At 70.2% G+C, this 23,569-nt stretch carries 19 protein-coding genes; 15 read left to right on the forward strand and 4 right to left on the reverse strand.

Annotated elements, in window-relative coordinates; translation table 11 throughout:
- Positions 1-4: 4 nt before the first annotated feature.
- Positions 5-1,537 (reverse strand): amino acid permease, encoded by a 1,533-nt coding sequence (locus DEJ27_RS04380; protein ID WP_110861142.1) that lies wholly within the window; start codon positions 1,535-1,537, stop codon positions 5-7.
- Positions 1,538-1,675: 138 nt separating this feature from the next.
- Here DEJ27_RS04380 and DEJ27_RS04385 point away from each other — a divergent pair, with 138 nt between their 5' ends.
- Positions 1,676-2,839, forward strand: a complete 1,164-nt coding sequence (locus DEJ27_RS04385; RefSeq protein WP_111090392.1) for a mechanosensitive ion channel family protein — start codon at positions 1,676-1,678, stop codon at positions 2,837-2,839.
- Between the two features lie 121 nt (positions 2,840-2,960).
- Here the strand turns inward: DEJ27_RS04385 and DEJ27_RS04390 are convergent, their stop codons facing one another.
- A complete protein-coding gene (locus tag DEJ27_RS04390) occupies positions 2,961-3,149 on the reverse strand; it encodes a hypothetical protein (RefSeq protein WP_027466522.1) in 189 nt (62 codons plus the stop codon).
- 93 nt (positions 3,150-3,242) lie between these two features.
- On the opposite strand from DEJ27_RS04390, the gene DEJ27_RS04395 reads away from it, so the two are divergent.
- Positions 3,243-4,394 carry an SLC13 family permease gene (locus DEJ27_RS04395; RefSeq protein WP_111090409.1) on the forward strand — a complete coding sequence of 384 codons (1,152 nt, stop codon included), beginning with the start codon at positions 3,243-3,245 and terminating at the stop codon, positions 4,392-4,394.
- A 47-nt stretch (positions 4,395-4,441) separates the two neighbouring features.
- On the opposite strand, the gene DEJ27_RS04400 is transcribed toward DEJ27_RS04395, so the two are convergent.
- Both DEJ27_RS04400 and DEJ27_RS04405 read right to left on the reverse strand, forming a co-directional pair.
- Positions 4,442-5,413 (reverse strand): magnesium transporter CorA family protein, encoded by a 972-nt coding sequence (locus DEJ27_RS04400; RefSeq protein ID WP_110861137.1) that lies wholly within the window; start codon positions 5,411-5,413, stop codon positions 4,442-4,444.
- Positions 5,414-5,497: 84 nt separating this feature from the next.
- Complete coding sequence (locus DEJ27_RS04405; RefSeq protein ID WP_111090393.1) at positions 5,498-8,218, reverse strand: proline-rich domain-containing protein; 2,721 nt, start codon at positions 8,216-8,218, stop codon at positions 5,498-5,500.
- Between the two features lie 228 nt (positions 8,219-8,446).
- Here DEJ27_RS04405 and otsA point away from each other — a divergent pair, with 228 nt between their 5' ends.
- From otsA to DEJ27_RS04475, 13 genes are all read left to right on the forward strand, one after another.
- Entirely contained in the window at positions 8,447-10,039 is a 1,593-nt protein-coding gene (gene otsA, locus DEJ27_RS04410) for an alpha,alpha-trehalose-phosphate synthase (UDP-forming) (protein ID WP_111090394.1), read from the forward strand.
- Positions 10,032-10,814: a trehalose-phosphatase gene (otsB, locus tag DEJ27_RS04415; RefSeq protein ID WP_111090395.1), complete on the forward strand. Its 783-nt coding sequence runs from the start codon at positions 10,032-10,034 to the stop codon at positions 10,812-10,814. Before otsA ends, otsB begins: the two co-directional genes overlap by 8 nt.
- 90 nt (positions 10,815-10,904) lie before the next feature.
- Positions 10,905-12,599 (forward strand): dihydroxy-acid dehydratase, encoded by a 1,695-nt coding sequence (gene ilvD, locus DEJ27_RS04420; RefSeq protein ID WP_111090396.1) that lies wholly within the window; start codon positions 10,905-10,907, stop codon positions 12,597-12,599.
- A 45-nt stretch (positions 12,600-12,644) separates the two neighbouring features.
- Entirely contained in the window at positions 12,645-14,468 is a 1,824-nt protein-coding gene (locus DEJ27_RS04425) for an acetolactate synthase large subunit (protein WP_027466529.1), read from the forward strand.
- Complete coding sequence (gene ilvN, locus DEJ27_RS04430) at positions 14,465-14,965, forward strand: acetolactate synthase small subunit (protein WP_017888842.1); 501 nt, start codon at positions 14,465-14,467, stop codon at positions 14,963-14,965. Before DEJ27_RS04425 ends, ilvN begins: the two co-directional genes overlap by 4 nt.
- A 71-nt stretch (positions 14,966-15,036) precedes the next feature.
- Positions 15,037-16,062, forward strand: coding sequence for a ketol-acid reductoisomerase (gene ilvC, locus DEJ27_RS04435; protein ID WP_027466530.1), 1,026 nt, complete (start codon positions 15,037-15,039; stop codon positions 16,060-16,062).
- A 209-nt stretch (positions 16,063-16,271) separates the two neighbouring features.
- On the forward strand, positions 16,272-17,462 hold the full coding sequence (locus DEJ27_RS04445; protein WP_111090397.1) for a mannitol-1-phosphate 5-dehydrogenase: 1,191 nt from the start codon (positions 16,272-16,274) through the stop codon (positions 17,460-17,462).
- Positions 17,463-17,521: 59 nt separating this feature from the next.
- Entirely contained in the window at positions 17,522-17,986 is a 465-nt protein-coding gene (locus DEJ27_RS04450) for a hypothetical protein (protein ID WP_146238641.1), read from the forward strand.
- Positions 17,983-18,366 (forward strand): hypothetical protein, encoded by a 384-nt coding sequence (locus tag DEJ27_RS04455; protein WP_146238642.1) that lies wholly within the window; start codon positions 17,983-17,985, stop codon positions 18,364-18,366. Before DEJ27_RS04450 ends, DEJ27_RS04455 begins: the two co-directional genes overlap by 4 nt.
- A gap of 157 nt (positions 18,367-18,523) precedes the next feature.
- The gene (gene serA, locus DEJ27_RS04460) at positions 18,524-20,113 is read left to right on the forward strand and encodes a phosphoglycerate dehydrogenase (protein WP_027466535.1); all 1,590 of its coding nucleotides are present in this window, start codon (positions 18,524-18,526) and stop codon (positions 20,111-20,113) included.
- Positions 20,114-20,126: 13 nt separating this feature from the next.
- A complete protein-coding gene (locus DEJ27_RS04465; RefSeq protein WP_111090398.1) occupies positions 20,127-21,200 on the forward strand; it encodes a 3-isopropylmalate dehydrogenase in 1,074 nt (357 codons plus the stop codon).
- A gap of 15 nt (positions 21,201-21,215) precedes the next feature.
- Positions 21,216-22,325, forward strand: coding sequence for a branched-chain amino acid aminotransferase (locus DEJ27_RS04470; RefSeq protein WP_111090399.1), 1,110 nt, complete (start codon positions 21,216-21,218; stop codon positions 22,323-22,325).
- 30 nt (positions 22,326-22,355) lie between these two features.
- Entirely contained in the window at positions 22,356-23,126 is a 771-nt protein-coding gene (locus DEJ27_RS04475) for a fumarylacetoacetate hydrolase family protein (RefSeq protein ID WP_027466538.1), read from the forward strand.
- The last annotated feature ends 443 nt before the right edge of the window (positions 23,127-23,569 follow it).

Consider the following 23,569-nt stretch of genomic DNA (forward strand, 5'->3'; position numbering starts at 1 on the left):
AGCGTCAGCTCCCGTCGCCGTCGCGTCGCACCGAGGCGGCGGGGTCGCGGACACCGATCGGGTAGGGCCCCGTGACGCCCTCGCGCAGGGCGGCGATGCGCAGGATGCGGTCACGCTGCAGGAACCACCCGACGATGAGCAGCGGGATCACGATGACGAGCGACGCGATCGTGTACGTGCCGACGGGGTAGTCGATCGCCATCAGCACGATGACCGAGGCGAGGAACGCCAGGGTGAGCCAGGCGGTGACCGGCGCCCCGGGGAGCTTGAACGAGGGTTCCTTCGCGAGCCCCTGCTTGGCCCACTGACGCAGCCGCATCTGGCACAGGATGATCGTGCCCCACGCCGTGATGATGCCGAGGCTGGCGATGTTCAGGGCGATCTCGAACGCCTGGCTCGGCACGAAGTAGTTCAGCACGACGCCCGCGACGGTGAACGCCGCGGTGAGCAGGATGCCGGCGTAGGGCACGCCGCCCTTCGACATCTTCGTGGTCCACTTGGGCGCCGAACCGTTCATGCCCATCGAGTGGAGGGCTCGTCCGGTGGAGTACAGGCCGGCGTTCAGGGACGACAGGGCCGCGGTGAGCACGACGAAGTTCATGATGCCGCCGACGATCGACCCGACCTGCGGGTTGCCGAGCGACGAGAAGAACGTCACGAACGGGCTCTCGCCCTCCTTGTAGGCCGTGTACGGCAGCAGCAGGGAGAGCAGGATGATCGAGCCGACGTAGAAGACCGCGATGCGGAAGACGACGGAGTTGATCGCGCGGGGGATGACCTTCTCGGTGTTCTGCGTCTCGCCCGAGGCGGTGCCGACGAGCTCGATGGCCGCGTACGCGAACACGACACCCTGGATCACGATGACCGCGGGGAGCAGCCCGTTCGGGAACAGCCCGCCGTTGTCGCCCCAGATCGTGAACCCGGTGCGCACGGCCTCGCCGCCGGCCTCGACCGGGAACGCGAAGACGAGCCAGATGATCGCGACGACGAGGAACGCCACGAGCGCGGCGACCTTGATCAGGGCGAACCAGAACTCGAGCTCACCGAACACCTTCACGGCGACCATGTTCGCTGCGAGGACGACGACCAGGGCGATCAGCGCCAGCAGCCACTGCGGTGCGGCGGTGAAGGCCGACCAGTACTGCAGGTAGATCGCGACGGCGGTGGTGTCGACGATCGAGGTCATCGCCCAGTTCAGGAAGTACATCCAGCCCGCGGCGTACGCGAACTTCTCGCCGTAGAACTCGCGGGCGTACGAGATGAACGACCCCGAGGACGGGCGGTGCAGCACCAGTTCGCCCAGGGCCCGCAGGATGAAGAAGGCGAAGATCCCGGCGACCAGGTAGGTCAGCGCGAGCGCGGGGCCCGCGGTGTGCAGGCGTCCACCGGCACCGAGGAAGAGGCCGGTACCGATCGCGCCGCCGATCGCGATCATCTGCAGTTGCCGGGGCTTCAGACCGTGCTGGTAGCCCTCCTGCTCGTGCGAGAAGTCGTTCGCCGGCGCTCGGCTGCCACCCGTGTCGTTCTGCGCTGTCATGCGCGACAACCTACATGCGCACCGGACCGGGCCGTCACGCAAACCCCGGTTCGATCGAACCGCAGCTGCTGAACGTCCGCACAGCCGACGGCGGCCCGATCCTGAACGACGACCGTCGTCCGTTGCTTGCATGGAGGGATGGACATCCTCCTCCGACTCCTCGTCGCGATCGGGTTCGCCCTGCTCGTCACCGCCGTCGTCGCCCTCGTCCTGCACCTGGTCCTCCGGGCGATCGCACGCCGGGAACGCTGGGCCGGCGTGCTCTCGCGCCGGACGAGGCACCCCTTCCGCACCGTGCTGCTGGTGGTCCTGCTCTGGATCGCCTTCACGTCGAGCATCCCGGGGAACGCCGACGCCTACCCGTGGCGCGACGAGGTGGTGCACGCCTTCCTCATCGTCACGATCGCGACCGGATGCTGGCTCGCGTGCCAGGTCGCGATCTTCCTCGAGGACCTCGGGCTGCACCGCTTCCGCATCGACGTGCCCGACAACCGGCAGGCGCGTCGCATCCGCACCCAGGTGCTCATCATCCGGCGGCTCACCGTCGCCCTGCTCGTCATCATCGCGGTCGGCGCGATCCTGCTGACCTTCGACGGGGTCGAGGCGGCGGGCGCGAGCGTCCTCGCCAGCGCCGGCCTCATCTCCGTGGTCGCGGGCCTCGCCGCGCAGTCCACGCTCGGCAACGTGTTCGCCGGCATGCAGCTGGCCTTCTCCGGGTCGATCCGGGTGGACGACGTCGTCGTTGTCGAGCAGCAGTGGGGCCGGATCGAGGAGATCACCCTGACCTACGTCGTCGTGCACCTGTGGGACGACCGTCGGTTCGTGCTGCCGTCCACGTACTTCACGAGCACGCCGTTCGAGAACTGGACGCGGACCGGCAGCGAACTGCTCGGCGCCGTCGAGTTCGACCTCGACTGGCGGGTGAGCCCGGCCGACATGCGGGCGGAGCTCGACCGGATCCTCGACACCTCGACGATCTGGGACCGCCGGGTCAAGGTGCTCCAGGTCACGGACGCCGTCGGGGGACTGGTCCGGGTCCGCATCCTCGTGACGGCACCCGACGCCGGCGGGCTGTTCGACCTCCGCTGCTACGTCCGCGAGGAGATGGTCGAGTGGCTCCAGCGCACCCACCCGGACGCCCTGCCGGTCCAGCGGGTGCAGCTCACCGAGCAGAGCGCGACGGCACCGCGCCGACGCGGACGCCCGTCAGAGGGGGACTCGCAGCTGTTCGGCGACGACGAGCGCGGTGCGCTCTTCACCGGACCGATCCAGACCTCCGGCATCCCGGAGTCCGAGCGCTGACCCGGTGACGGGAGCGGCGTGCCCTGCCCGGCCAGGACGACGAACGGGAGGCACGGTGCCAGCTGGCACCGTGCCTCCCGTTCGTCAGGCCGGTCGCGTCGACGACCGCCTGCGTCTCGACCTACTGGCGCGCCTTGACCGCGCGGTCGTCCTCGACGACCGTGCCGATCGCCACGATCGTCGTGGCGAGCCACGCGACCCAGGTCAGCGCGAGCCGCCAGTCACGCGGTCCCTGGCGGGTGGTCTGCAGCACGCTGTAGCCGCTGATGAGCGAACTCCACACCGCACCGTTGAACATGAACTTGCGCACAGAGGCCTCCTGTCGTCGTGCTGACAACGCTACCGGCCCGTACATTGGAGCGCCGCCGGTCACCCTGGCGCGGTGTCTGCCGGAGGAGTGTTCGTGCGTCAAGCGGTCATCGGAGCGGCCCTGCTCGTGGTCGGCGCGGTCTGCGTCGTGTTCGGGCTGCTGCCCCTCGACGACCTCGCCGTGCTCGCCGACCGGGTCCTGCCGGTCCTCGGGTTCGTGCTCGGGCTGACCATCGTCGCCGAGCTGGCCGCGGACGCCGGGGTGTTCGACCGCCTCGCCGACGTCGCCGCCCGGGTCGGTGGCGGGCGCACCATCGGTCTCTGGGGTGCGGTCGTCGTGCTCGCCGTGCTCTGCACCGTCTTCCTGTCGATCGACACGACCGCGGTGCTCCTCACCCCCATCGTCATCTCGCTCGCACGGCGTGTGGGACTGCCCCCGATGCCGTTCGCCCTGACCACGGTCTGGCTCGCGAACACGGCCTCGCTGCTGCTGCCGGTGTCGAACCTGACGAACCTGCTCGCCGTCGACCGGATGGGGCTCGGCGGCCCGCTGCCGTTCGCCGGGCTGATGGCCTGGCCCGCGGTCGCCGGGGTGGTCGTGCCGTGCGTCGTCCTGCTCGTGGTGTTCCGGAGCAAGCTGTTCGGTCGCTACTCGCCGGTGTCCGTCCGTACGCCGAGCGACCCCGTGTTCTTCTGGGCGGCCTCCGGAGTGCTCGTCGCGCTGGTCGTCGCCCTGACGGCCGGGGTGACCGTGTGGATCGCTGCGGTCCTGGCCGCCGTGGTGCTCGTCGTGGTCGCGGCGTTCCGGTCCCCGTCCGAACTCCGGGTGTCCCGCGTGCCGTGGTCCACGCTGCTGTTCGCCGCCGGGCTCTTCGTGGTGGTCGAGGCGCTGCACACGACGGGCATCACCGACCCGATCGTGCACGCGCTGCAGAGCGGCACCGGGACCGGCCCGCTGCTGCTGCTCGGCGGTGCGGGCGCGGTCGCGGCGAACGGCATCGACAACCTGCCGGCGTACCTGGTGCTCGAACCGGCCGCCGGGCACGAGGCCGTGCGGTACGCGGCGCTGCTCATCGGCGTGAACGCCGGCTGTCTCATCACGCCGTGGGCCTCGCTCGCGACGCTCCTGTGGCACGCACGGCTGTCGGCGGAGGGCGTGCACCTGTCGTGGGGCCGGTACATGGCGCTCGGGTGCGTCGTCGCGCCGCTCACCGTCGTCGCCGGGGTCCTGGCGCTCGCGCTCTGACGTCGGCGGGGCCTCGGACCGTTCGGGTGCCGGAGCCGTGCGCGCGGTCAGAGCCAGTCGCGGGTCTTGAAGACGCGGTAGAGCACGAGCGACGACGCGGTGATGATCGCGAGCGATGCCCAGAGCCCGCTCCAGGCACCCTCGCCCGGGAACTCGACGTTCTGCCCGAAGAAGCTCGTCACCCCCGTCGGGATCGCGATGATCGCCGCCCAGCTCGTGACCTTCTTCATGACGGTGTTCTGGCGGTTCGACGCCAGGTTCAGGGTCGTGTCGAGCACGCTCGACACGGCGTCGCGGAGCTGTTCGACGGAGTCGGCGATCGAGACCAGGTGGTCCTCGACGTCGCGGAAGTACGGCCGGATGCCGTTCGAGATCGTCTCCGCGTCACCGTGCAGCAACGAGGCGACGCTGTCCCGCGTCGGGACGACCAGTCGCCGGAGCACCCCGAGCGTCTTGCGGAGCCGGAAGGACCGCCGCTGGATCTGCTGCTCACGGGGGTCGCCCGGCTCGAACAGGTCGTCCTCGAGCGCGTCGATCTGCCGCTCCAGGTCCTCGACGGTGTCGGTGGCCCGATCGACGACGGCGTCGAGCAGCGCCCAGACGAGCCACGGCACGCCGTGTTCGGCGATGTCGGAGTTCGCCGTGAGTCGGTGTTCCATCGGGGTGGTGTCGACGTCGGACCCGTGGATCGTGACGAGGGCCCGTTCGGTGACGAAGGCCTTGACCTCGTGCGTGATCAGGTCACCCTCGTCGTCCGTGCCGCCCACGTCGTAGACGACCAGGAACAGACTGTCCCGGTACCGGTCGAGCTTCGGGCGCTGTCCGTGCTCGACGGCGTCCTCGACCGCGAGCGCGTGGATGCCGAGCTCCTCCTCGATCTGCTCGAGGTCGGCCGGCGTCGGGTCGGTGTAGTCGATCCAGACGAAGGTGTCCGGGTCGGCGACGAGGTCGGAGATCCGGTCGACGGGGAAGTCCCGCTCGACCGTGTCGCCCTTGCACCACGCCCGTGTCCTGACCATGCTCGTCAGCCTACTGAGACGGCCGACCCGGAAGATCCCGGGACGGCCGTCGTGGTGCTGCGGAACCGCTCAGTCGGCTCCTGCTCAGTAGGCGGAGACGAGCTTGCCGTCCTCCACCTTCAGGTACTGGTTCACATCGAACGAGTCCTCGCCGCGCTTCTCGTCACCGAGGTACGACGTGTACGCGTACGAGACGCTCCCGTCCTTCGTGCTCGTCACCATCACGGTGCCGGCGCGGGACGCCTCGACCTCCAGCTCGGGCATCGACGTGACGTCGTACTGCACGCCGCCGTCGGCGTCGTAGGGGCCGTACCAGGGGCAACCGCTCAGGGCCCGGAGCTCGGTCTTCTCGGCGCAGTCGTCGATCAGGTCGGTCACGTACTGCTCGGCGTCCTGCTCGAGTGCCTTGGTCGCCTTCGGTGTGAAGTCGACGTAGCCGGACGTGGCCGCGCCCACGGAGACCTTCTCGGTGCCGCCGGTGAAGTACTTCGTCCCGCCGACCGAGACCTGGTAGGTGCCGGGGTAGGCGAGGGACGTGAACGTGCCCTCGCTGATCTTCCCGATCTCCTTGCCGCCGACGGTCACGGGTGCACCCTCGAGCACGTCGGAGGCCGTCAGGGTGACCTGCTGGGCGAGCGGCTGCGTGACGCGCCACTCGTCCTTCACCAGGAACGAGGTGCCCGTGCGCCGCAACGACACCTGGCCGGAGCGGTTCTTGCCGTCCTGCGTGTAGCTCAGGGTGGCGATCGCGGTGTCACCGGTCCGGGCGACCCGGCCGACGCGGATGTCCGACGGGCGGTCCTTCGCGCTCCCGAGCACCGTCGAGTCGAGCATCGCGGCGTCGTCGGGGACCTCGCTCAGGTCGGCGGCGGTGTCGGCGTCACCGCTGGCGATGGCCTGCACGTAGGACTCGACGGTCGGGGCCGGACCCCACACGCCGGCGCGGAGGACGCTCGTCGTGACCGCGCCGGCGATGACGACGACGATCACGGCGCCGCCGGCGATGAGCGAACGGACCAGGATCTTCCTGGACCGCGGGGACATCGGGGCCGGAGCGGGGGCGCCACCGCCGATGAACGGCTGCGACCCGGAGGCGGGTTGTGCGCCGTACGGGGGCTGTGTGCCGGAGGGCGGCTGCACGCCGGAGATCGACTGCACGCCGTCCGCGGGCTCCCGGCCAGAGCCGGTCGGCGGGTACGGCGCCTGCTGGCCGGCGGCCGGGGGAGTGTTCCACGCAGCGGCGGCCGGAGCGTCGGCGGCGACAGGCGCGCCGGGCGCAGCGGGAGCACCGGGAGCGGCCGGGCCGACGGGGGCGGTGGGCGCCACGGGGGTGCCCGAACCGGCGACGGGCCCGGCCGGGAACGCCGGCGGCACGACGGGGCGGGGGTCCGCCCCGACCAGACGCGACGTCCGGAGCACCGCGGCACCACCGAGGCGGGGCAGGAGCACCGGAGCGAGGTACCGGGCGACGACCTCGATCACGCCGCCCCACAGGGCGAAGACGATCGGCGTCCACGGCGCGACGCCGATCGATCCCGACGCGTCCACGGAGCTCGTGCTGCTCACCTGGTACGAGGCGACGCCGGTGCCGAGGACGAAGAACAGCAGACCGAGTGCGAACCACACCAGCGGCGTGACGACCCAGTCCAGCGTGGTGCGGATCCGGTCGTTGCGACGGACGGCGAGTGCGAGTCCGGCCACGACCGAGGTGACGACGACGAACAGCACGACGAGCCAGGTCCAGCCGCCGGCCCCGCCGAACACCGAGGCGGTGTCGCTGGCGGACCCGAAGCCGGAGGTCCCAACACCACCGAAGAACCCGAGCGCGGTCAGCCCGACCGCGACGTTGCCGAGCAGCAGCGGCAACGCGGAGCCGGAGGACGGCTGGGCGATGAGGGCGACGACGAGGACGACGAGGGCGACCAGCACGACGAGGACCGTGAGCTGCGACGCGGCGACACGCAGTGTGCCGAGCAGCCGGGCGGCGAAGACGTTGCCACCAGCGAGGACGGAGGGCCGGGCGAGGAGCGCCGCCAGGGCACCGATGACGAACGCGCCGAGGATGCTGCCGACACCGACGGCGTGCACCGGCTCGATGACCGCGCCGGACACCGACGGGAACCGGATCGCGAACAGGGCGGCCGCGACGTTCGTGAGCACGGTGGTGACGAGGCCGGAGACCACCGCGGTGACGAGCACCTGCGTGCGACCGAGGCCACGCGTGCGGATCCGGCGGGTGAGCACGACGGCCAGGACGACCTGCGCGGCGAGCACCAGCACGGGCACCACGGCGAGCGAGCCCGAACCGGAACCGAGGAACCCGATGGACCCGGACAGGTGCAGTCGGCCGAGGTCGGCGAGGGCCACGAGCTGCGCCGGCGCACCGAGCAGGACGCTCACGCCGGAGAGCAGGGACTCCACGTCGGGGGCCGAGCCCGCGCCGAGGTCGGTGCCGGACCCGCTGGACGGAGCGGCCGCCCCGCTGCCGCCGGACGCGAGCAGCCCGACGGTGATGAGCAGTGAGAGCCCGGCGACGACGTACGCCGCGACCCAGCCGCCGACGGCGGCGAGCACGGCCGCCAGCCAGTCGCGACCGGACACGGAGCGCAGGAAGCGACCGAACGCATCGGACGGCTGCGCGGCGGGGGCGGGCTGACCCGACCACTGCTGCTGGCCTCCGGGATGCTGCTGCCAGGCGGGCTGGCCGTTCCAGGCGGGCTGGCCGGAACCGGGCTGGCCGGAACCGGGCTGACCCGGACCGGGCTGCGACGGCGGGACGGGCTGGTCGGGCGGGTTGTCGCTCACGGCTGGGGGTCCTCTCCGACCGGGAGGCCGGCGCCGCACTCCAGCACCCGTGTCCCCCCGACACGTGCCTGCAGCGTAGCGGAACCGCCGATCCGCCGTGAATGCGCTGTCCCCACGCTGGTAGTTTCGGCAGCGCGCCCGGCGCACCACGCCGGCCGTCGCACCCGTCGCACCCGACGCACCGACGCACCCGGCCCCGGCCGGGCGGAACGGAGATCTCACCACCCCATGCCTGCAGACCGCACCGAACAGATCCGCTACTCGTTCGTCGTCGCCTCCAACCGACTCCCGGTCGACCGCGTCGTCGACCAGGACGGCAACGAGGGCTGGCGGCACTCGCCGGGCGGCCTCGTCACCGCCCTCGAACCCGTGATGCGCGCGAACGACGGAGCCTGGGTCGGCTGGGTGGGGCAGGCCGAGGTCGAGGTGGCACCGTTCGACAACGAGGGCATCCACATCGTCCCCGTCCCGCTCTCCGACGACGACGTCGAGGAGTACTACGAGGGTTTCAGCAACGACACGCTCTGGCCGCTGTACCACGACGTCATCGAGCACCCGAGCTACCACCGCGACTGGTGGAACGCGTACAAGCGGGTGAACGAGCGCTTCGCCGCCCAGATCGCCGAGATCGTCGAGCAGGACGGCATCGTCTGGGTACAGGACTACCAGCTGCAGCTCGTGCCGGCCCTGCTCCGTGCGAAGCGTCCCGACCTGACGATCGGCTTCTTCAACCACATCCCGTTCCCGCCGGTCGGCATCTACGCGCAGCTGCCGTGGCGTGCGCAGATCCTCGACGGGCTGCTCGGCGCCGACGTCATCGGCTTCCAGCGCCACGACGACGCCAGCGACTTCCTGCGCGCGGTCCGGCACATCAAGGGCTACACGACCAAGGGCACCACGATCGACGTCCCGGTGGACGACCCGGCAGCCCCCCGCAGCCGCAAGGGCATCACGGTCCGCCACGTCGAGGCCAGGCACTTCCCGATCTCCATCGACGCCGAGAGCTTCGAGGCGATCGCGCGGAAGCCCGAGGTGCAGGAGCGTGCGCGCGAGATCCGCGAGAGCCTCGGCAACCCGAAGACGGTGCTGCTCGGCGTCGACCGGCTCGACTACACCAAGGGCATCCGGCACCGCATCAAGGCCTTCGGTGAGCTCGTGGAGGACGGCCGCATCGCGGTCGAGGACGCCACCCTCATCCAGGTCGCGAGCCCGAGTCGCGAACGTGTCGACTCGTACGCTGCGCTCCGCGACGAGATCGAGCTGAGCGTCGGCCGCATCAACGGCGACCTCGGCGTCATCGGCCACCAGCCGATCTCGTACCTGCACCACGGCTACCCGCGCGAGGAGATGGTGGCGCTGTACCTGGCCGCCGACATCATGCTCGTCACTGCACTGCGCGACGGCATGAACCTCGTCGCGAAGGAGTACGTCGCCGCCCGCTTCGACAACGACGGGGTGCTCATCCTGTCCGAGTTCGCCGGTGCCGCCGACGAGCTCAAGCAGGCCGTGATCGTGAACCCGCACGACATCGGGGCGCTCAAGGACTCGATCGAGCGCGCCATCCAGATGCCGCGTCGCGAGCGGTCGACTCGCATGCGCGCGCTCCGCAAGCGCGTCCGCGACAACGACGTGGCGCGCTGGTCGCGCTCGTTCCTCGAGGCGCTCGACCGCCACGCGCCGCGGAATGCCCAGATCGACCCGTCCGCCGCCGACCCGCGCGAGCAGCACCGTGAGGCGCAGACCGACAACATGTCGATCTTCGACCAGGACGCCCAGTCCGCCAGGGCTGCCGAGGACACCCGGGAGGCACGTGATGACTGAGACCACCACCGACCAGACCGCCATCGACGCGGCCCTCGAGACGCTCGCGGCTGCGCCGCGACTGATCGTCGCCCTCGACTTCGACGGTACGCTGGCGCCCTTCGCCGACGACCCCTCGCAGGTCGGCGCGTTGCCCGGCTCGTGGGCCGCGGTCCTGACCCTGCACCGTGCGAAGGACACCGAGGTGGTGCTCGTGTCCGGGCGTCCCCTCGGCAGCCTCGCCGCGGTGACCCACGCACCCGAGGACATGGCGCTCGTCGGCTCGCACGGTGTCGAGTGGCGCGTGGACGGCCACGCCGAGGCCGCGCTGTCCGATGACGAGGTCGGTCGTGTGGCACGGATCGGCGCTGCGCTCGACGAGGTCGGCGAACGGTTCCCGGGCGTCGTCATCGAGCACAAGCCCGCCGGGCACGGGGTGCACACGCGCCGCGTCTCCGCCGAGGTCGCTGCCGAGGCGAACGCGGCGGCGAGCCGTGCGGCGCACGACGCCGACCCCGAGGTGCTCGAGCGCGGCGGCAAGGACATCGTCGAGTTCGCGGTGCGCCACGTCACGAAGGGCGACGCGATCGCCCGGCTCCGCGAGTTGCACGGCGCCGACGCGGTGTTCTTCGCCGGCGACGACGTCACCGACGAGGACGCCTTCCGCGCGCTCGGCCACGGCGACGTCGGGGTGAAGGTCGGACCGGGCCAGACCCGGGCCGGGTACCGCATCGCCGACCCCGCGGCCCTGACCGGGGTCCTGAAGCAGCTGGCGAGGCTCCGCGCCACGCGCTGACCAGGGTGCCCCGGGCCTCCCGACCGCCCTTCATCATGCGTACGCATGTTGTTGCGCAACTGGTATCCCAAATCGTCCTAGACTCCACCCATGCCTGATATCGACGTCAAGCCGCGCAGCCGGGTCGTCACCGACGGGATCGAAGCAACCACCTCGCGTGGCATGCTGCGGGCCGTCGGTATGGGAGACGAGGACTGGAGCAAGCCGCAGATCGGCATCGCGTCCTCGTGGAACGAGATCACGCCGTGCAACCTGTCGCTCGACCGCCTCGCGCAGGGTGCGAAGGAGGGCGTGCACTCCGGTGGCGGCTACCCGCTGCAGTTCGGCACCATCTCCGTCTCGGACGGCATCTCGATGGGTCACGAGGGCATGCACTTCTCCCTCGTCTCGCGTGAGGTCATCGCGGACAGCGTCGAGACCGTGGTCAACGCCGAGCGCCTCGACGGCACCGTCCTGCTCGCCGGCTGCGACAAGTCGCTCCCCGGCATGCTGATGGCCGCCGCGCGCCTCGACCTGGCGAGCGTGTTCCTCTACGCGGGCTCGGTCATGCCGGGCTACGTGAAGCAGGCCGACGGCTCGAAGAAGCAGGTCACGATCATCGACTCCTTCGAGGGGGTCGGCGCGTGCAAGGCCGGCACGATGAGCGAGGCCGAGCTCAAGGAGATCGAGTGCAACATCGTCCCGGGCGAGGGCGCCTGCGGCGGGATGTACACGGCGAACACGATGGCGAGCATCGCCGAGGCGCTCGGCATGTCGTTGCCGGGTTCCGCCGCGCCGCCGAGCGCCGACCGGCGTCGCGACTACTACGCGCACCGGTCGGGCGAGGCCGTCGTGAACATGCTCCGCCTCGGCCTCACCGCCCGTCAGATCCTGACCCGCGAGGCGTTCGAGAACGCGATCACCGTCCTGATGGCACTCGGCGGCTCGACGAACGCCGTCCTGCACCTCCTCGCCATCGCCTACGAGGCCGAGGTCGAACTCAGCCTCGACGACTTCAACCGCATCGGCGCGAAGGTCCCGCACCTGGCCGACATGAAGCCGTTCGGCAAGTACGTCATGCTCGACGTCGACCAGAACGGCGGCATCCCCGTGATCATGAAGGCGCTGCTCGAAGCGGGCCTGATGCACGGCGACTGCATGACCGTGACCGGCAAGACCGTCGCCGAGAACCTCGCCGAGATCGACCCGCCGGCGCTCGACGGCGAGGTCTTCCGCACGCTCGACAACCCGATCCACGAGACCGGTGGCCTCACCGTCCTCCAGGGCTCCTTCGCCCCCGAGGGTGCCGTGGTGAAGACCGCCGGCTTCGACGCCGAGGTCTTCGAGGGCCCTGCCCGGGTGTTCGACCGTGAGCGCGCGGCGATGGATGCCCTGACCGAGGGCAAGATCGAGAAGGGCGACGTCGTCGTCATCCGCTACGAGGGACCCAAGGGCGGTCCCGGCATGCGCGAGATGCTCGCCATCACCGCGGCCATCAAGGGCGCGGGCCTCGGCAAGGATGTACTACTCTTGACCGACGGTCGATTCTCAGGCGGCACAACCGGCCTGTGCATCGGCCACATCGCACCGGAAGCAGTGGACGCAGGTCCAGTCGCTTTCGTTCGTGATGGCGACCGCATCCGTGTCGACATCGCGGCTCGCTCGCTCGACCTACTGGTCGACCCGGCCGAGCTGGAGGCCCGCCGTGACGGCTGGGCCCCGCTGCCCCCGCGCTACACCCGCGGAGTCCTCGCGAAGTACGCCAAGCTCGTCAAGTCCGCCGCCCAGGGCGCGGTCACGGGCTAGCGTCCGACACCCGCACCACCGCCACCACTCAGGCAAGGACCACTCATGCCCACGGAAGCAACTCCGTTGTCCGCGGCCGCCGGTGCACGCCGGTCGCCGGAGATCCTGACCGGCTCGGGAGCCGTCCTGCGGACGCTCGAGCACCTCGGGATCACCGACGTCTTCGGCCTGCCGGGCGGCGCGATCATCCCGTTCTACGACGAGCTGATGGCGTCGACCACGATCCGCCACATCCTCGTCCGTCACGAGCAGGGCGCCGGCCACGCCGCCGAGGGCTACGCCTCGTCGTCCGGCAAGGTCGGGGTCGCGATCGCGACGTCCGGCCCCGGCGCGACGAACCTCGTCACGGCCATCGCGGACGCCTACATGGACTCGGTGCCGTTCATCGCGATCACCGGCCAGGTGTTCTCGACGCTGATGGGCACCGATGCGTTCCAGGAAGCCGACATCGTCGGCATCACGATGCCGATCACGAAGCACTCGTTCCTGGTGACCGACCCGGCCGACGTGCCGGCGACCCTCGCCGCGGCGCACCTCATCGCGACGACCGGTCGGCCCGGTCCCGTGCTGGTCGACATCACGAAGGACGCCCAGCAGAAGTCGGCGCCGTACGTGTGGCCGCCCAAGATCGACCTGCCCGGCTACCGCCCGGTGACCAAGGCCCACGGCAAGCAGATCACCGCGGCCGCGCAGCTGCTGTCCGAGTCGAAGCGCCCGGTGCTCTACGTCGGCGGCGGTGTCATCCGCTCCCGTGCGACCGCCGAGCTGCTCCGCTTCGCCGAGGCGACCGGTGCGCCGGTCGTCACGACCCTGATGGCGCGCGGCGCGTTCCCGGACTCGCACCCGCAGCACCTCGGCATGCCCGGTATGCACGGCACGGTGCCCGCCGTGCTCGGCCTGCAGGACAGCGACCTCATCGTCGCCCTCGGTGCCCGCTTCGACGACCGCGTGACCGGCAAGGCCGACGAGTTCGCGCCGGACGCCAAGGTCGTGCACGTCGACATCGACCCGGCCGAGATCTCGAAGATCCGCTTCGCCGACGTCCCGATCGTCGGTGATGCCCGCGAGGTCCTGGTCGACCTGCTCGACGCCTGGGGCGGCATCGCTGTGGAGGACCGTGCGTCGACCGACGAGTGGTGGGCGAAGCTCCACCAGCTCAAGACCGACTTCCCGCTCGGGTACGCCGAGCCGACCGACGGACTCCTCGCGCCGCAGGGCATCATCAAGCGCATCGGTGAGCTCTCCGGACCCGAGGCCGTGTACGCCTCCGGTGTCGGCCAGCACCAGATGTGGTCCGCGCAGTTCATCAAGTACGAGCGGCCCAACGCCTGGCTCAACTCCGGTGGTGCCGGCACGATGGGCTACTCGGTCCCCGCGGCGATGGGTGCGAAGGTCGCCCAGCCGGACCGCGTGGTCTGGGCGATCGACGGCGACGGCTGCTTCCAGATGACGAACCAGGAGCTCGCGACCTGCGTCATCAACGACATCCCGATCAAGGTCGCGATCATCAACAACTCGTCGCTCGGCATGGTCCGGCAGTGGCAGACGCTGTTCTACGACGGCCGGCACTCCTTCACCGACCTCGAGACGGGGCACGCCTCGCGCCGTGTGCCGGACTTCGTGAAGCTGGCCGACGCGTACGGTGCCCTCGGCATCCGCGTCGAGAAGGCCGACGAGGTCGACGCCGCGATCGAGCTCGCCCTCGCGACCAACGACCGTCCGGTGGTGATCGACTTCGTCGTGAGCCGTGACTCCATGGTCTGGCCGATGGTCCCGCAGGGTGTCAGCAACTCGTCCATCGAGTACGCCCAGGCACTCGCGCCCACCTGGGACGACGAGGACGCCGACATGACGGGAGAAACCGCATGAGCCACGTCCTCTCCCTCCTCGTGGAGGACAAGCCCGGTCTGCTGACCCGTGTCGCCGGACTCTTCGCCCGCCGCGGGTTCAACATCGAGTCGCTCGCCGTCGGCAACACCGAGGTGGACGGTCTCAGCCGGATCACCGTCGTCGTCGACGTCGAGGACCTCCCGCTGGAACAGGTGACGAAGCAGCTCAACAAGCTGGTGAACGTCATCAAGATCGTCGAACTGGACTTCTCGCAGTCGGTCCAGCGCGAGCACATGCTCGTGAAGGTGCGCGTCGACAACCAGACGCGCTCGGCGGTGCTCGAAGCAGTGAACCTGTTCCGTGCCCAGGTCGTCGACGTGGCGACCGACTCCCTGATCGTCGAGGTGACCGGCGACCCCGGCAAGATCCAGGCGATCCTCCGCGTGCTCGAGCCCTACGGCGTCAAGGAGCTCGCCCGCGCGGGCCTCCTCGGCATGGGCCGCGGACCGAAGAGCATCACCGACCGGGTGCGCTGAGCGCCCGTCACACCCTTCCCGGGCGCCGATGGTGCCCGGCACCGACCACAGAACCAAGGAGACACACCCTCGTGACTGACATCGTGTACGACGCCGACGCCGACCTGACGCTCATCCAGGGCAAGAAGGTCGCCGTCATCGGCTACGGCTCGCAGGGCCACGCCCACGCCCTCAACCTCCGTGACTCGGGTGTCGAGGTGAAGATCGGCCTGCAAGAGGGATCGAAGAGCCGGCAGAAGGCCGAAGAGGCGGGCTTCGAGGTCCACACCCCGGGCGACGCCACCGCCTGGGCCGACGTCGTCGTCATCCTCGCGCCGGACCAGGTCCAGCGCATCGTCTACGCCGAGGACATCCGCCCGAACCTCAAGCCGGGCGCGACGCTCGTCTTCGGCCACGGCTTCAACATCCGCTTCGGCTACATCGAGGCGCCCGAGGGCGTCGACGTGTCGCTCGTCGCGCCGAAGGGCCCGGGGCACACCGTCCGCCGCGAGTACGAGGCCGGCCGTGGCGTCCCCGTGATCGTCGCCGTCGAGGTCGACGCGTCCGGTTCCGCCTGGGACCTCGCGTGGTCGTACTCCAAGGCCATCGGCGGCCTCCGCTCCGGCGGCATCAAGACGACCTTCACCGAGGAGACCGAGACCGACCTGTTCGGCGAGCAGGCCGTCCTCTGCGGTGGTACCTCGCAGCTCATCCAGTACGGCTTCGAGACCCTGGTCGAGGCGGGCTACCAGCCGCAGATCGCCTACTTCGAGGTCCTGCACGAGCTCAAGCTCATCGTCGACCTCATCTGGGAGGGTGGCCTCACCAAGCAGCGCTGGTCGATCTCCGACACCGCTGAGTTCGGTGACTACGTCTCCGGCCCGCGCGTGATCTCGCCGGACGTCAAGGAGAACATGAAGGCGGTGCTCGCGGACATCCAGAACGGTGCCTTCGCGAAGCGCTTCATCGAGGACCAGGACGCCGGCGCACCGGAGTTCAAGGCGCTCCGTGCCAAGGGCGAGGGCCACCCGATCGAGGCCACCGGTCGTGAGCTCCGCGCGCTCTTCGCGTGGAAGCAGAACGACGGCGACTACGTGGACGGCTCGGCCGCGCGGTAGTCTTCCGAGAACCACTCGACGTCGAGGCGGCGGTGCACCTGCACCGCCGCCTCGCGATGTGACCCGAACGTTATGCAGCAGCTCTTCTCCAGCCCCGACGCCGCGGACCGGCGTCCCTCCGCCGTGCGCCCGGACGATTCCCGACACCCGTCGGCCGTGCTGCGCACCCGCGGTCAGGACCGCCCCGACCAGCATGGGATGATCGTTCGATGGCGGTGACGAAGCGAGCGGTCCACATCGGCGCCGGCAAGATCGGGCGCGGGTTCGTGGGCCAGTTCCTCGTGGCGAGCGGCTACGAGCTCACCTTCGTCGACGTCGACGAACGCGTGGTCTCGGCCCTGAACGAAGCCGGTCGGTTCGTGGTGCACGAGGTCGGCGAGATGCCGGTCGAGCACCTCGTCTACGGGTTCCGTGCGCTCAGCAGCAAGACCGAGCGCGAGCGTGTGGTGCAGGCCATCGCCGAGGCCGACGTCGTGACCACCGCCGTGGGCGCCCGCACGCTCCCGCTCGTCGCGCCGCTCATCGCCGAGGGGCTCGCGGCACGCCCGCTCGAGCGCGGTGACGTCACGATCGTCGCCTGCGAGAACGCGTTCAACGCGACCGACTCCCTGCACGCCAGCATCCGCCGCGCCCCCATCCTCGAAGACCGCGACATCGCCGCCGTCTTCGCGAACTGCGCGATCGACCGCATCGTCCCGGACCAGTCCGGTGTGCTCGGTCAGTCCGGCGGCCTCGACGTCGTGCTCGAACCGTTCTACGAGTGGGTCATCGAGCGCACCCCGTTCCTCGGCTCCGACGCCGAACCGCCGACGATCGAGGGCGTCACCTGGGTCGACGACCTGCAGCCGTTCGTCGAGCGCAAGCTCTACACGGTCAACACGGCGCACGCCACCGCCGCCTACCACGGCTACGTGCGGGGCATCCGGCTCATCCGTGAAGCACTCGAGGACGACGCCGTCCGCGCCGAGGTCGACGGGGTGCTCGCGGAGACCACCGCACTGCTGATCGCGAAGCACGGGTTCGCCCCCGAGGACCACGCGCGCTACGTCGCCGCGAACCTCTCCCGCATCGCGAACCCGCACCTGCCGGACTCCACGGCGCGCGTCGGCCGCAACCCGCTCCGCAAGCTCGGCCGCCGTGAACGCTTCGTGGGCCCGGCGTCGCAGCTCGCCGAGCGTGGCCTGCCCGTCGAGCACCTGCTCGGTGCCGTCCGCGCGGCGCTCGCGTTCGACGACGAGAACGACCCGGAGTCGATCGAGCTGCACGCACTCCTGCGTTCCGGGGCGACCGCACACGCGCTCACCGAGATCCTCACGGGCCTGATGGAGAGCCACCCGCTCTTCCCGGCCGTCCGCGAGGTCGTCGCCGAGGTCCTCGCGACGCAGCCGGCCGACGCCTGACGTCGTCCTCCCGGCCGTCGCTGGTCCTCCCGGTGTCGTGTCCCTCGTAGAATCGGGGCATGACCACGGCAGCATCCCCACCAGACGGGTCGATCGACCCGGACGTGCCGAACGCCGTCGACACCGACGACGCCGCCCTCAGCTGGGGCGACGCCGACGACGCCACCCACGTCGACGCGGCGCACAACCCGGTGGCGGTGCGTGACCGCGGAGCGCGCGACCCCGAGGCACCCGAGACCTCCGGCGCCCTCGTCGGGTTCGGCGTCTTCGGGGGCCTCTACCTGCTCTACACGGTGGCCTGGCTCCTCACCGCGTCGACCGCGTACGTCTCCGGCGTCGACACGGTCCTCACGCTCTTCGTCGAGGTGCTCCGCTTCCTCGCGATCCTCGCGCCGGCACTCTGGTTCACGGTGGTGCTCTGGGCAGCGCGCGGCAGCCGCACGCGCACCCGCCTGCTCTGGATGCTCCTCGGCGCCGTCGTGCTCTTCCCCTGGCCGTTCCTCCTGACGCGGAGCTTCGGGTGACCGGGGCAGAGCCGGCGACCACCCGCCGGAACAGCGCTCCCGTGGTCGCGAAGATCGTCGTCTGGGTCGTGTTCGCGGCGCTGTTCGCGTACATGACGGTGCAGGCCGTCGGCAACCTGACGCAGATCAACCAACGGGTGGACGCCTTCAACGCGTTCCTCGAGACGACCTCGGGTGGCGACTCGCTGCAGACCAGCACCCCGTGGCTGTGGCTCGTGCTCGACATCCTCATCGCGCCGGTCGCGTTCGTCGCGGCGATCGTCATCACCCGGCGTTCGAGCCTGCCCGCCACGATCGCGGTGTTCGTGGTCGCGTTCGCGGGTGCCGGCGCCCTCTGGCTCGACCTCCAGTTGTTCGTCCCGACGCTGCTGGACTTCTGAGCCGACCCCACGACGGCCAGGAGGCGCGGTGCGGCCCCGCCCCGTCCCTCCCGGCCGTCGTGTGGTTCTCCACAGGACCGCTCCCGCGGTCGTAACCACCGGCCCGCGTCGATAGCATGGTGGGATACCAACCGTCTCGAGTGAGGAAACAGCTGCTGTGTCGAAGCCGGTCGTCCTGATCGCCGAAGAACTCTCGCCCGCAACGGTCGACGCCCTCGGGCCCGACTTCGAGATCCGGAACGTGGACGGCACCGACCGTCCGGCGCTCCTGGCGGCGCTGTCCGACGCGCACGCCGTCCTCGTGCGGTCCGCCACCAAGATCGACGCCGAGGCGATCGCCGCGGCACCGAGCCTCAAGGTCGTCGCCCGTGCCGGCGTCGGCCTCGACAACGTCGACATCAAGGCGGCGACGACCGCCGGCGTGATGGTGGTGAACGCCCCGACCTCGAACATCATCTCGGCGGCGGAGCTCACGGTCGGGCACATCCTGTCGCTCGCGCGGCACATCCCGGCCGCCCACGCCTCGCTGGCCGCCGGCGCGTGGAAGCGCTCGTCGTACACCGGTGTCGAGCTCTACGAGAAGACCGTCGGCATCATCGGCCTCGGCCGCATCGGCGCGCTCATCACCCAGCGGCTGCAGGCCTTCGGCGTGACGGTCATCGCGTACGACCCCTACGTCACCACGGCACGTGCGCAGCAGCTCGGGGTCGAGCTCGTCTCCCTCGACGACCTGCTGCGCCGGGCGGACTTCACCACGATCCACATGCCGAGGACGCCGGAGACCCTCGGCATGATCTCGGACGCCCAGTTCGCCCTGATGAAGCCGACCGCGTTCGTCGTGAACGTGGCCCGCGGCGGCCTGATCGACGAGGACGCCCTGCACCGTGCACTCACGGCGAACACCATCGCCGGCGCCGGCCTCGACGTCTTCGTCGCCGAGCCCCCGAAGGACTCGCCGCTCCTGGCGCTCCCGAACGTCGTCGTGACGCCGCACCTCGGTGCCTCCACCGACGAAGCGCAGGAGAAAGCAGGCGTCTCGGTCGCCAAGTCGGTCCGTCTCGCCCTCGGTGGCGAGCTCGTGCCCGACGCCGTGAACGTCGCCGGCGGGGTCATCGACCCGTACGTGCGCCCCGGCATCCCGCTCGTCGAGAAGCTCGGCCAGGTCTTCACCGCCCTGGCGACCTCGCCGGTCACGAGCATCGACGTCGAGGTGCACGGCGAGCTCGCCGAGTACGACGTCAGCGTGCTGAAGCTCGCGGCGCTCAAGGGCGTCTTCACCGATGTCGTGAGCGACCAGGTCTCCTACGTCAACGCTCCGCTCATCGCCGAGCAGCGCGGGGTCACCGTCCGCCTCATCACCGAGACCGACAGCCCCGAGTACCGCAACGTGCTGACGATCCGCGGCGCCCAGTCGGACGGCCCGGCGATCAGCGTGTCCGGCACGCTCACCGGCCCGAAGCAGGTCGAGAAGCTCGTCGAGATCAACGGGCACGACGTCGAGGTGCCGCTCGACCGGCACCACGTCGTCATGGAGTACACCGACCGACCGGGCATCGTCGCGGTCTACGGCAAGGAGTTCGGCCAGGCCGGCATCAACATCGCCGCGATGCAGATCTCGCGCGAAGCCGCCGGTGGCCAGGCGCTGAGCGTCCTGACGGTCGACTCGCCCGTGCCGGCCGAGATCCTCGAGCACGTCCGCTCGGCGATCGACGCGTCCTCGCTCCGCGAGATCGACATCACGCTCTAGGGGAGTGGCGGACATGAGCAGCGCGCAGACGATCCGACTCGCGGTCATCCGTGGTGACGGCATCGGACCCGAGGTCGTCGACGAGGCCCTGAAGGTCCTGCACGCGGTCCTGCCGGACGACCTCGTGGTGCAGGAGACCCCGTTCTCCCTCGGCGCCGCACGGTACCTGGAGACCGGCGACGTCCTGACCGACGACGACATGGCGGCGATCGCGCAGCACGACGCGATCCTGCTCGGAGCGGTCGGCGGTGACCCGCGTGACCCGCGGCTGGCCGGCGGCATCATCGAGCGCGGGCTGCTCCTCAAGCTCCGCTTCGCGTTCGACCACTACGTGAACCTCCGGCCGACGACGGTGCACCCGGCCGTCCCGACGCCGCTCGCCGACCCCGGTGAGGTCGACTTCGTGGTCGTGCGCGAGGGCACCGAGGGGCCGTACGTCGGCAACGGCGGTGCCATCCGGACCGGTACCCCGCACGAGATCGCGACGGAGGTCTCGTTGAACACCGCCTTCGGTGTCGAGCGGGTCGTGCGGTACGCCTTCGCGCTGGCGGACCGACGCCCGCGTCGGCACCTGACCCTCGTGCACAAGAGCAACGTCCTGGTGCACGCCGGCGCCCTCTGGCAGCGCAGCGTCGCGGCCGTCGGCGCCGAGTACCCGGACGTCACGGTCGACTACCAGCACGTGGACGCGGTCACCATCCACATGGTCCGCGACCCCGAACGGTTCGACGTCATCGTCACCGACAACCTGTTCGGCGACATCATCACCGACCTGGCCGGCGCGATCAGCGGCGGCATCGGTCTGGCGGCCTCGGGCAACATCAACCCGGACGGCACCTTCCCCAGCATGTTCGAGCCGGTCCACGGTTCCGCGCCGGACATCGCAGGTCAGCAACTGGCCGACCCCACCGCAGCGATCCGTTCCGTCGCCCTGTTGCTCGACCACGTCGGTCGCGGTGACCTGGCGGCCGCGGTGACGGCTGCGGTGGAGTCCGACCTCGCCGACCGGGGCACCACGCCGCGTCGCACGGCCGAGATCGGCGACGCGATCGCCGCCGCGGCCACGGCACGCACCACCACCGCCTGACAAGGAGTCCTCCCCATGAGCACCGACACCGCCTTCGGACTCGAGTTCGCCAGTACCCCGTCCGCCGACCGCCGCGCGGCCGCCGAGCGGGAGCAGATCCTCGCCGACCCGGGCTTCGGCAAGCACTTCACCGACCACATGGCGACGGTCGAGTGGACGCTCGACGACGGCTGGCACAGCGCGTCGATCCACCCGTACGGGCCGCTGTCCCTCGACCCGAGCGCGAGCGTGCTGCACTACGCCCAGGAGATCTTCGAGGGGCTCAAGGCCTACCGGCACGCGGACGGCTCGGTGTGGTCGTTCCGACCGGACGCCAACGCCCGGCGCTTCCAGCGGTCCGCCCGACGGCTCGCGCTCCCGGAGCTCCCGGTCGAGGCGTTCGTCGAGTCGATCCGGCAGCTCGTGCAGACCGACGTCGACTGGGTGCCCTCGGCGCCCGAGACCAGCCTGTACCTGCGGCCGTTCATGATCGCGACGGAGTCGTTCCTCGGGGTCCGCGCGGCACAGGCCGTCGCGTACCACTGCATCGCGAGCCCGGCCGGTGCGTACTTCACCTCCGGCCCGAAGCCGGTGTCGATCTGGCTGTCGACGCAGTACGCCCGTGCCGGCAAGGGCGGGACCGGTGCGGCGAAGACCGGCGGCAACTACGCTTCGTCGCTGCTTCCCCAGCAAGAGGCCTACGAGCACGGCTGCCAGCAGGTGATGTTCCTCGACTCGGTGGAGGGCAAGTACCTCGAAGAGCTCGGCGGCATGAACGTCGTCCTGGTCAAGTCCGACGGTACCCTCGTCACGCCCGACTCCGACTCGATCCTCGAAGGGATCACACGTGACTCGATCCTGCAGCTGGCCGAGGACCGCGGCCTGACCGTCGAGAAGCGCCGGGTGACCCTCGACGAGTGGCGTGACGGCGTCGACGACGGCTCGATCACCGAGGCCTTCGCGTGCGGCACCGCCGCCGTGGTGACCCCGATCGCCGAACTCCGCGGCGACGGCTTCACGATCGGTTCGCCGACCGTCGGGGCGGGGGAGCTCACGATGTCCCTGCGCGACGAGCTCACCGACATCCAGTACGGCCGTCGTCCCGACCCGCACGGGTGGATGACCAAGCTGACCGACGCGTCCTGATCGACCGGCGGGCGTGGGTAGGGTCGAACGGTGAAGATCGCACGGTTCAGCAGCAAGGGTGAAGACCCCCGGTACGGCATCCTCGACGAGCGCGCTCTGGTGGTGCTCGCGGGAGACCCGATGTACCAGGGGTTCGAGACCACCGGGGAGCGCGTCGCACTCGCCGACGCCAAGCTCCTCGCCCCCGTCATCCCGCGGTCGAAGGTCATCGGCGTCGGGCTCAACTACTCGGAGCACGCGTCGGAGATGGACGAGCGCGCCGGCGACGACCCGGTGGTGTTCCTCAAGCCGAACACCTCGGTGATCGGTCCGGACGAGCCCATCCGCCTCCCCGCCGACATCGGTCGCGTCGACCACGAGGGCGAGCTCGCCATCGTGATCGGCTCGCTCGCGAAGAATGTCCGGCGTGAGGACTTCGCGAGCGTCATCCTCGGCTACACGATCGCCAACGACGTGACCGCCCGTGACCTCCAGGCGCGCGACGGTCAGTGGACCCGGGCGAAGGGGTTCGACACGTTCTGCCCGCTCGGCCCCGTGATCGAGACCGAAATCGACCCATCGGACATCCGCATCGAGACGCGCGTCGACGGTGACCTCCGGCAGGCGGCTTCGACGAACGAGATGGTGCACGACATCCCGTCGCTCGTCGAGTTCGTGTCCTCGATCTGGACCCTGCTCCCTGGTGACGTCATCCTGACCGGGACCCCGGCCGGTGTCGGACAGATCCGCGACGGCGAGATCGTCGAGGTCACCATCTCCGGCATCGGTTCGCTCAAGAACCCCGTCATCGCCCGGCACTGAAACTGCCGCCGAACGGCCCGTTCCCCCAGGTGGGGAGCGGGCCGTTCGGCGTTGTCGGGGGAGTACCCAGCCCCGGGGCAGAGGGCGACACGCCCGGGATCTGGCCCGGCTTGGCGCTGCCGTTCACCTCTGCGTAAAGTAATCACTCGTTGCCGCTGAGGCGGAGAACGGAACGGCCGAGACGATCACCGGGTTGAACACCTGGAGATGCAGTCCGGACGGGGTCCCGCTCAGGCAACCAACTCCTCGGAACCACCACCTCTGGTTGTGCGCCCGGGATGTTGTACAAGACGAATGCCTCTCTGGCGGAACCTGTGATGGGTCGAGCGGGGAGTGCGTCTGGTCCTTGAGAACTCAACAGCGTGCACATTGTCAATGCCAATTTATTGATTGACCTCGTGCCTGGTCGGTTTGCCGATCGGGTCATGAAGCAATTCCTTTTG

Origin of the sequence: Curtobacterium sp. MCPF17_018 (assembly GCF_003234135.1) — a bacterium.
GTDB classification, from domain to species: domain Bacteria; phylum Actinomycetota; class Actinomycetes; order Actinomycetales; family Microbacteriaceae; genus Curtobacterium; species Curtobacterium flaccumfaciens.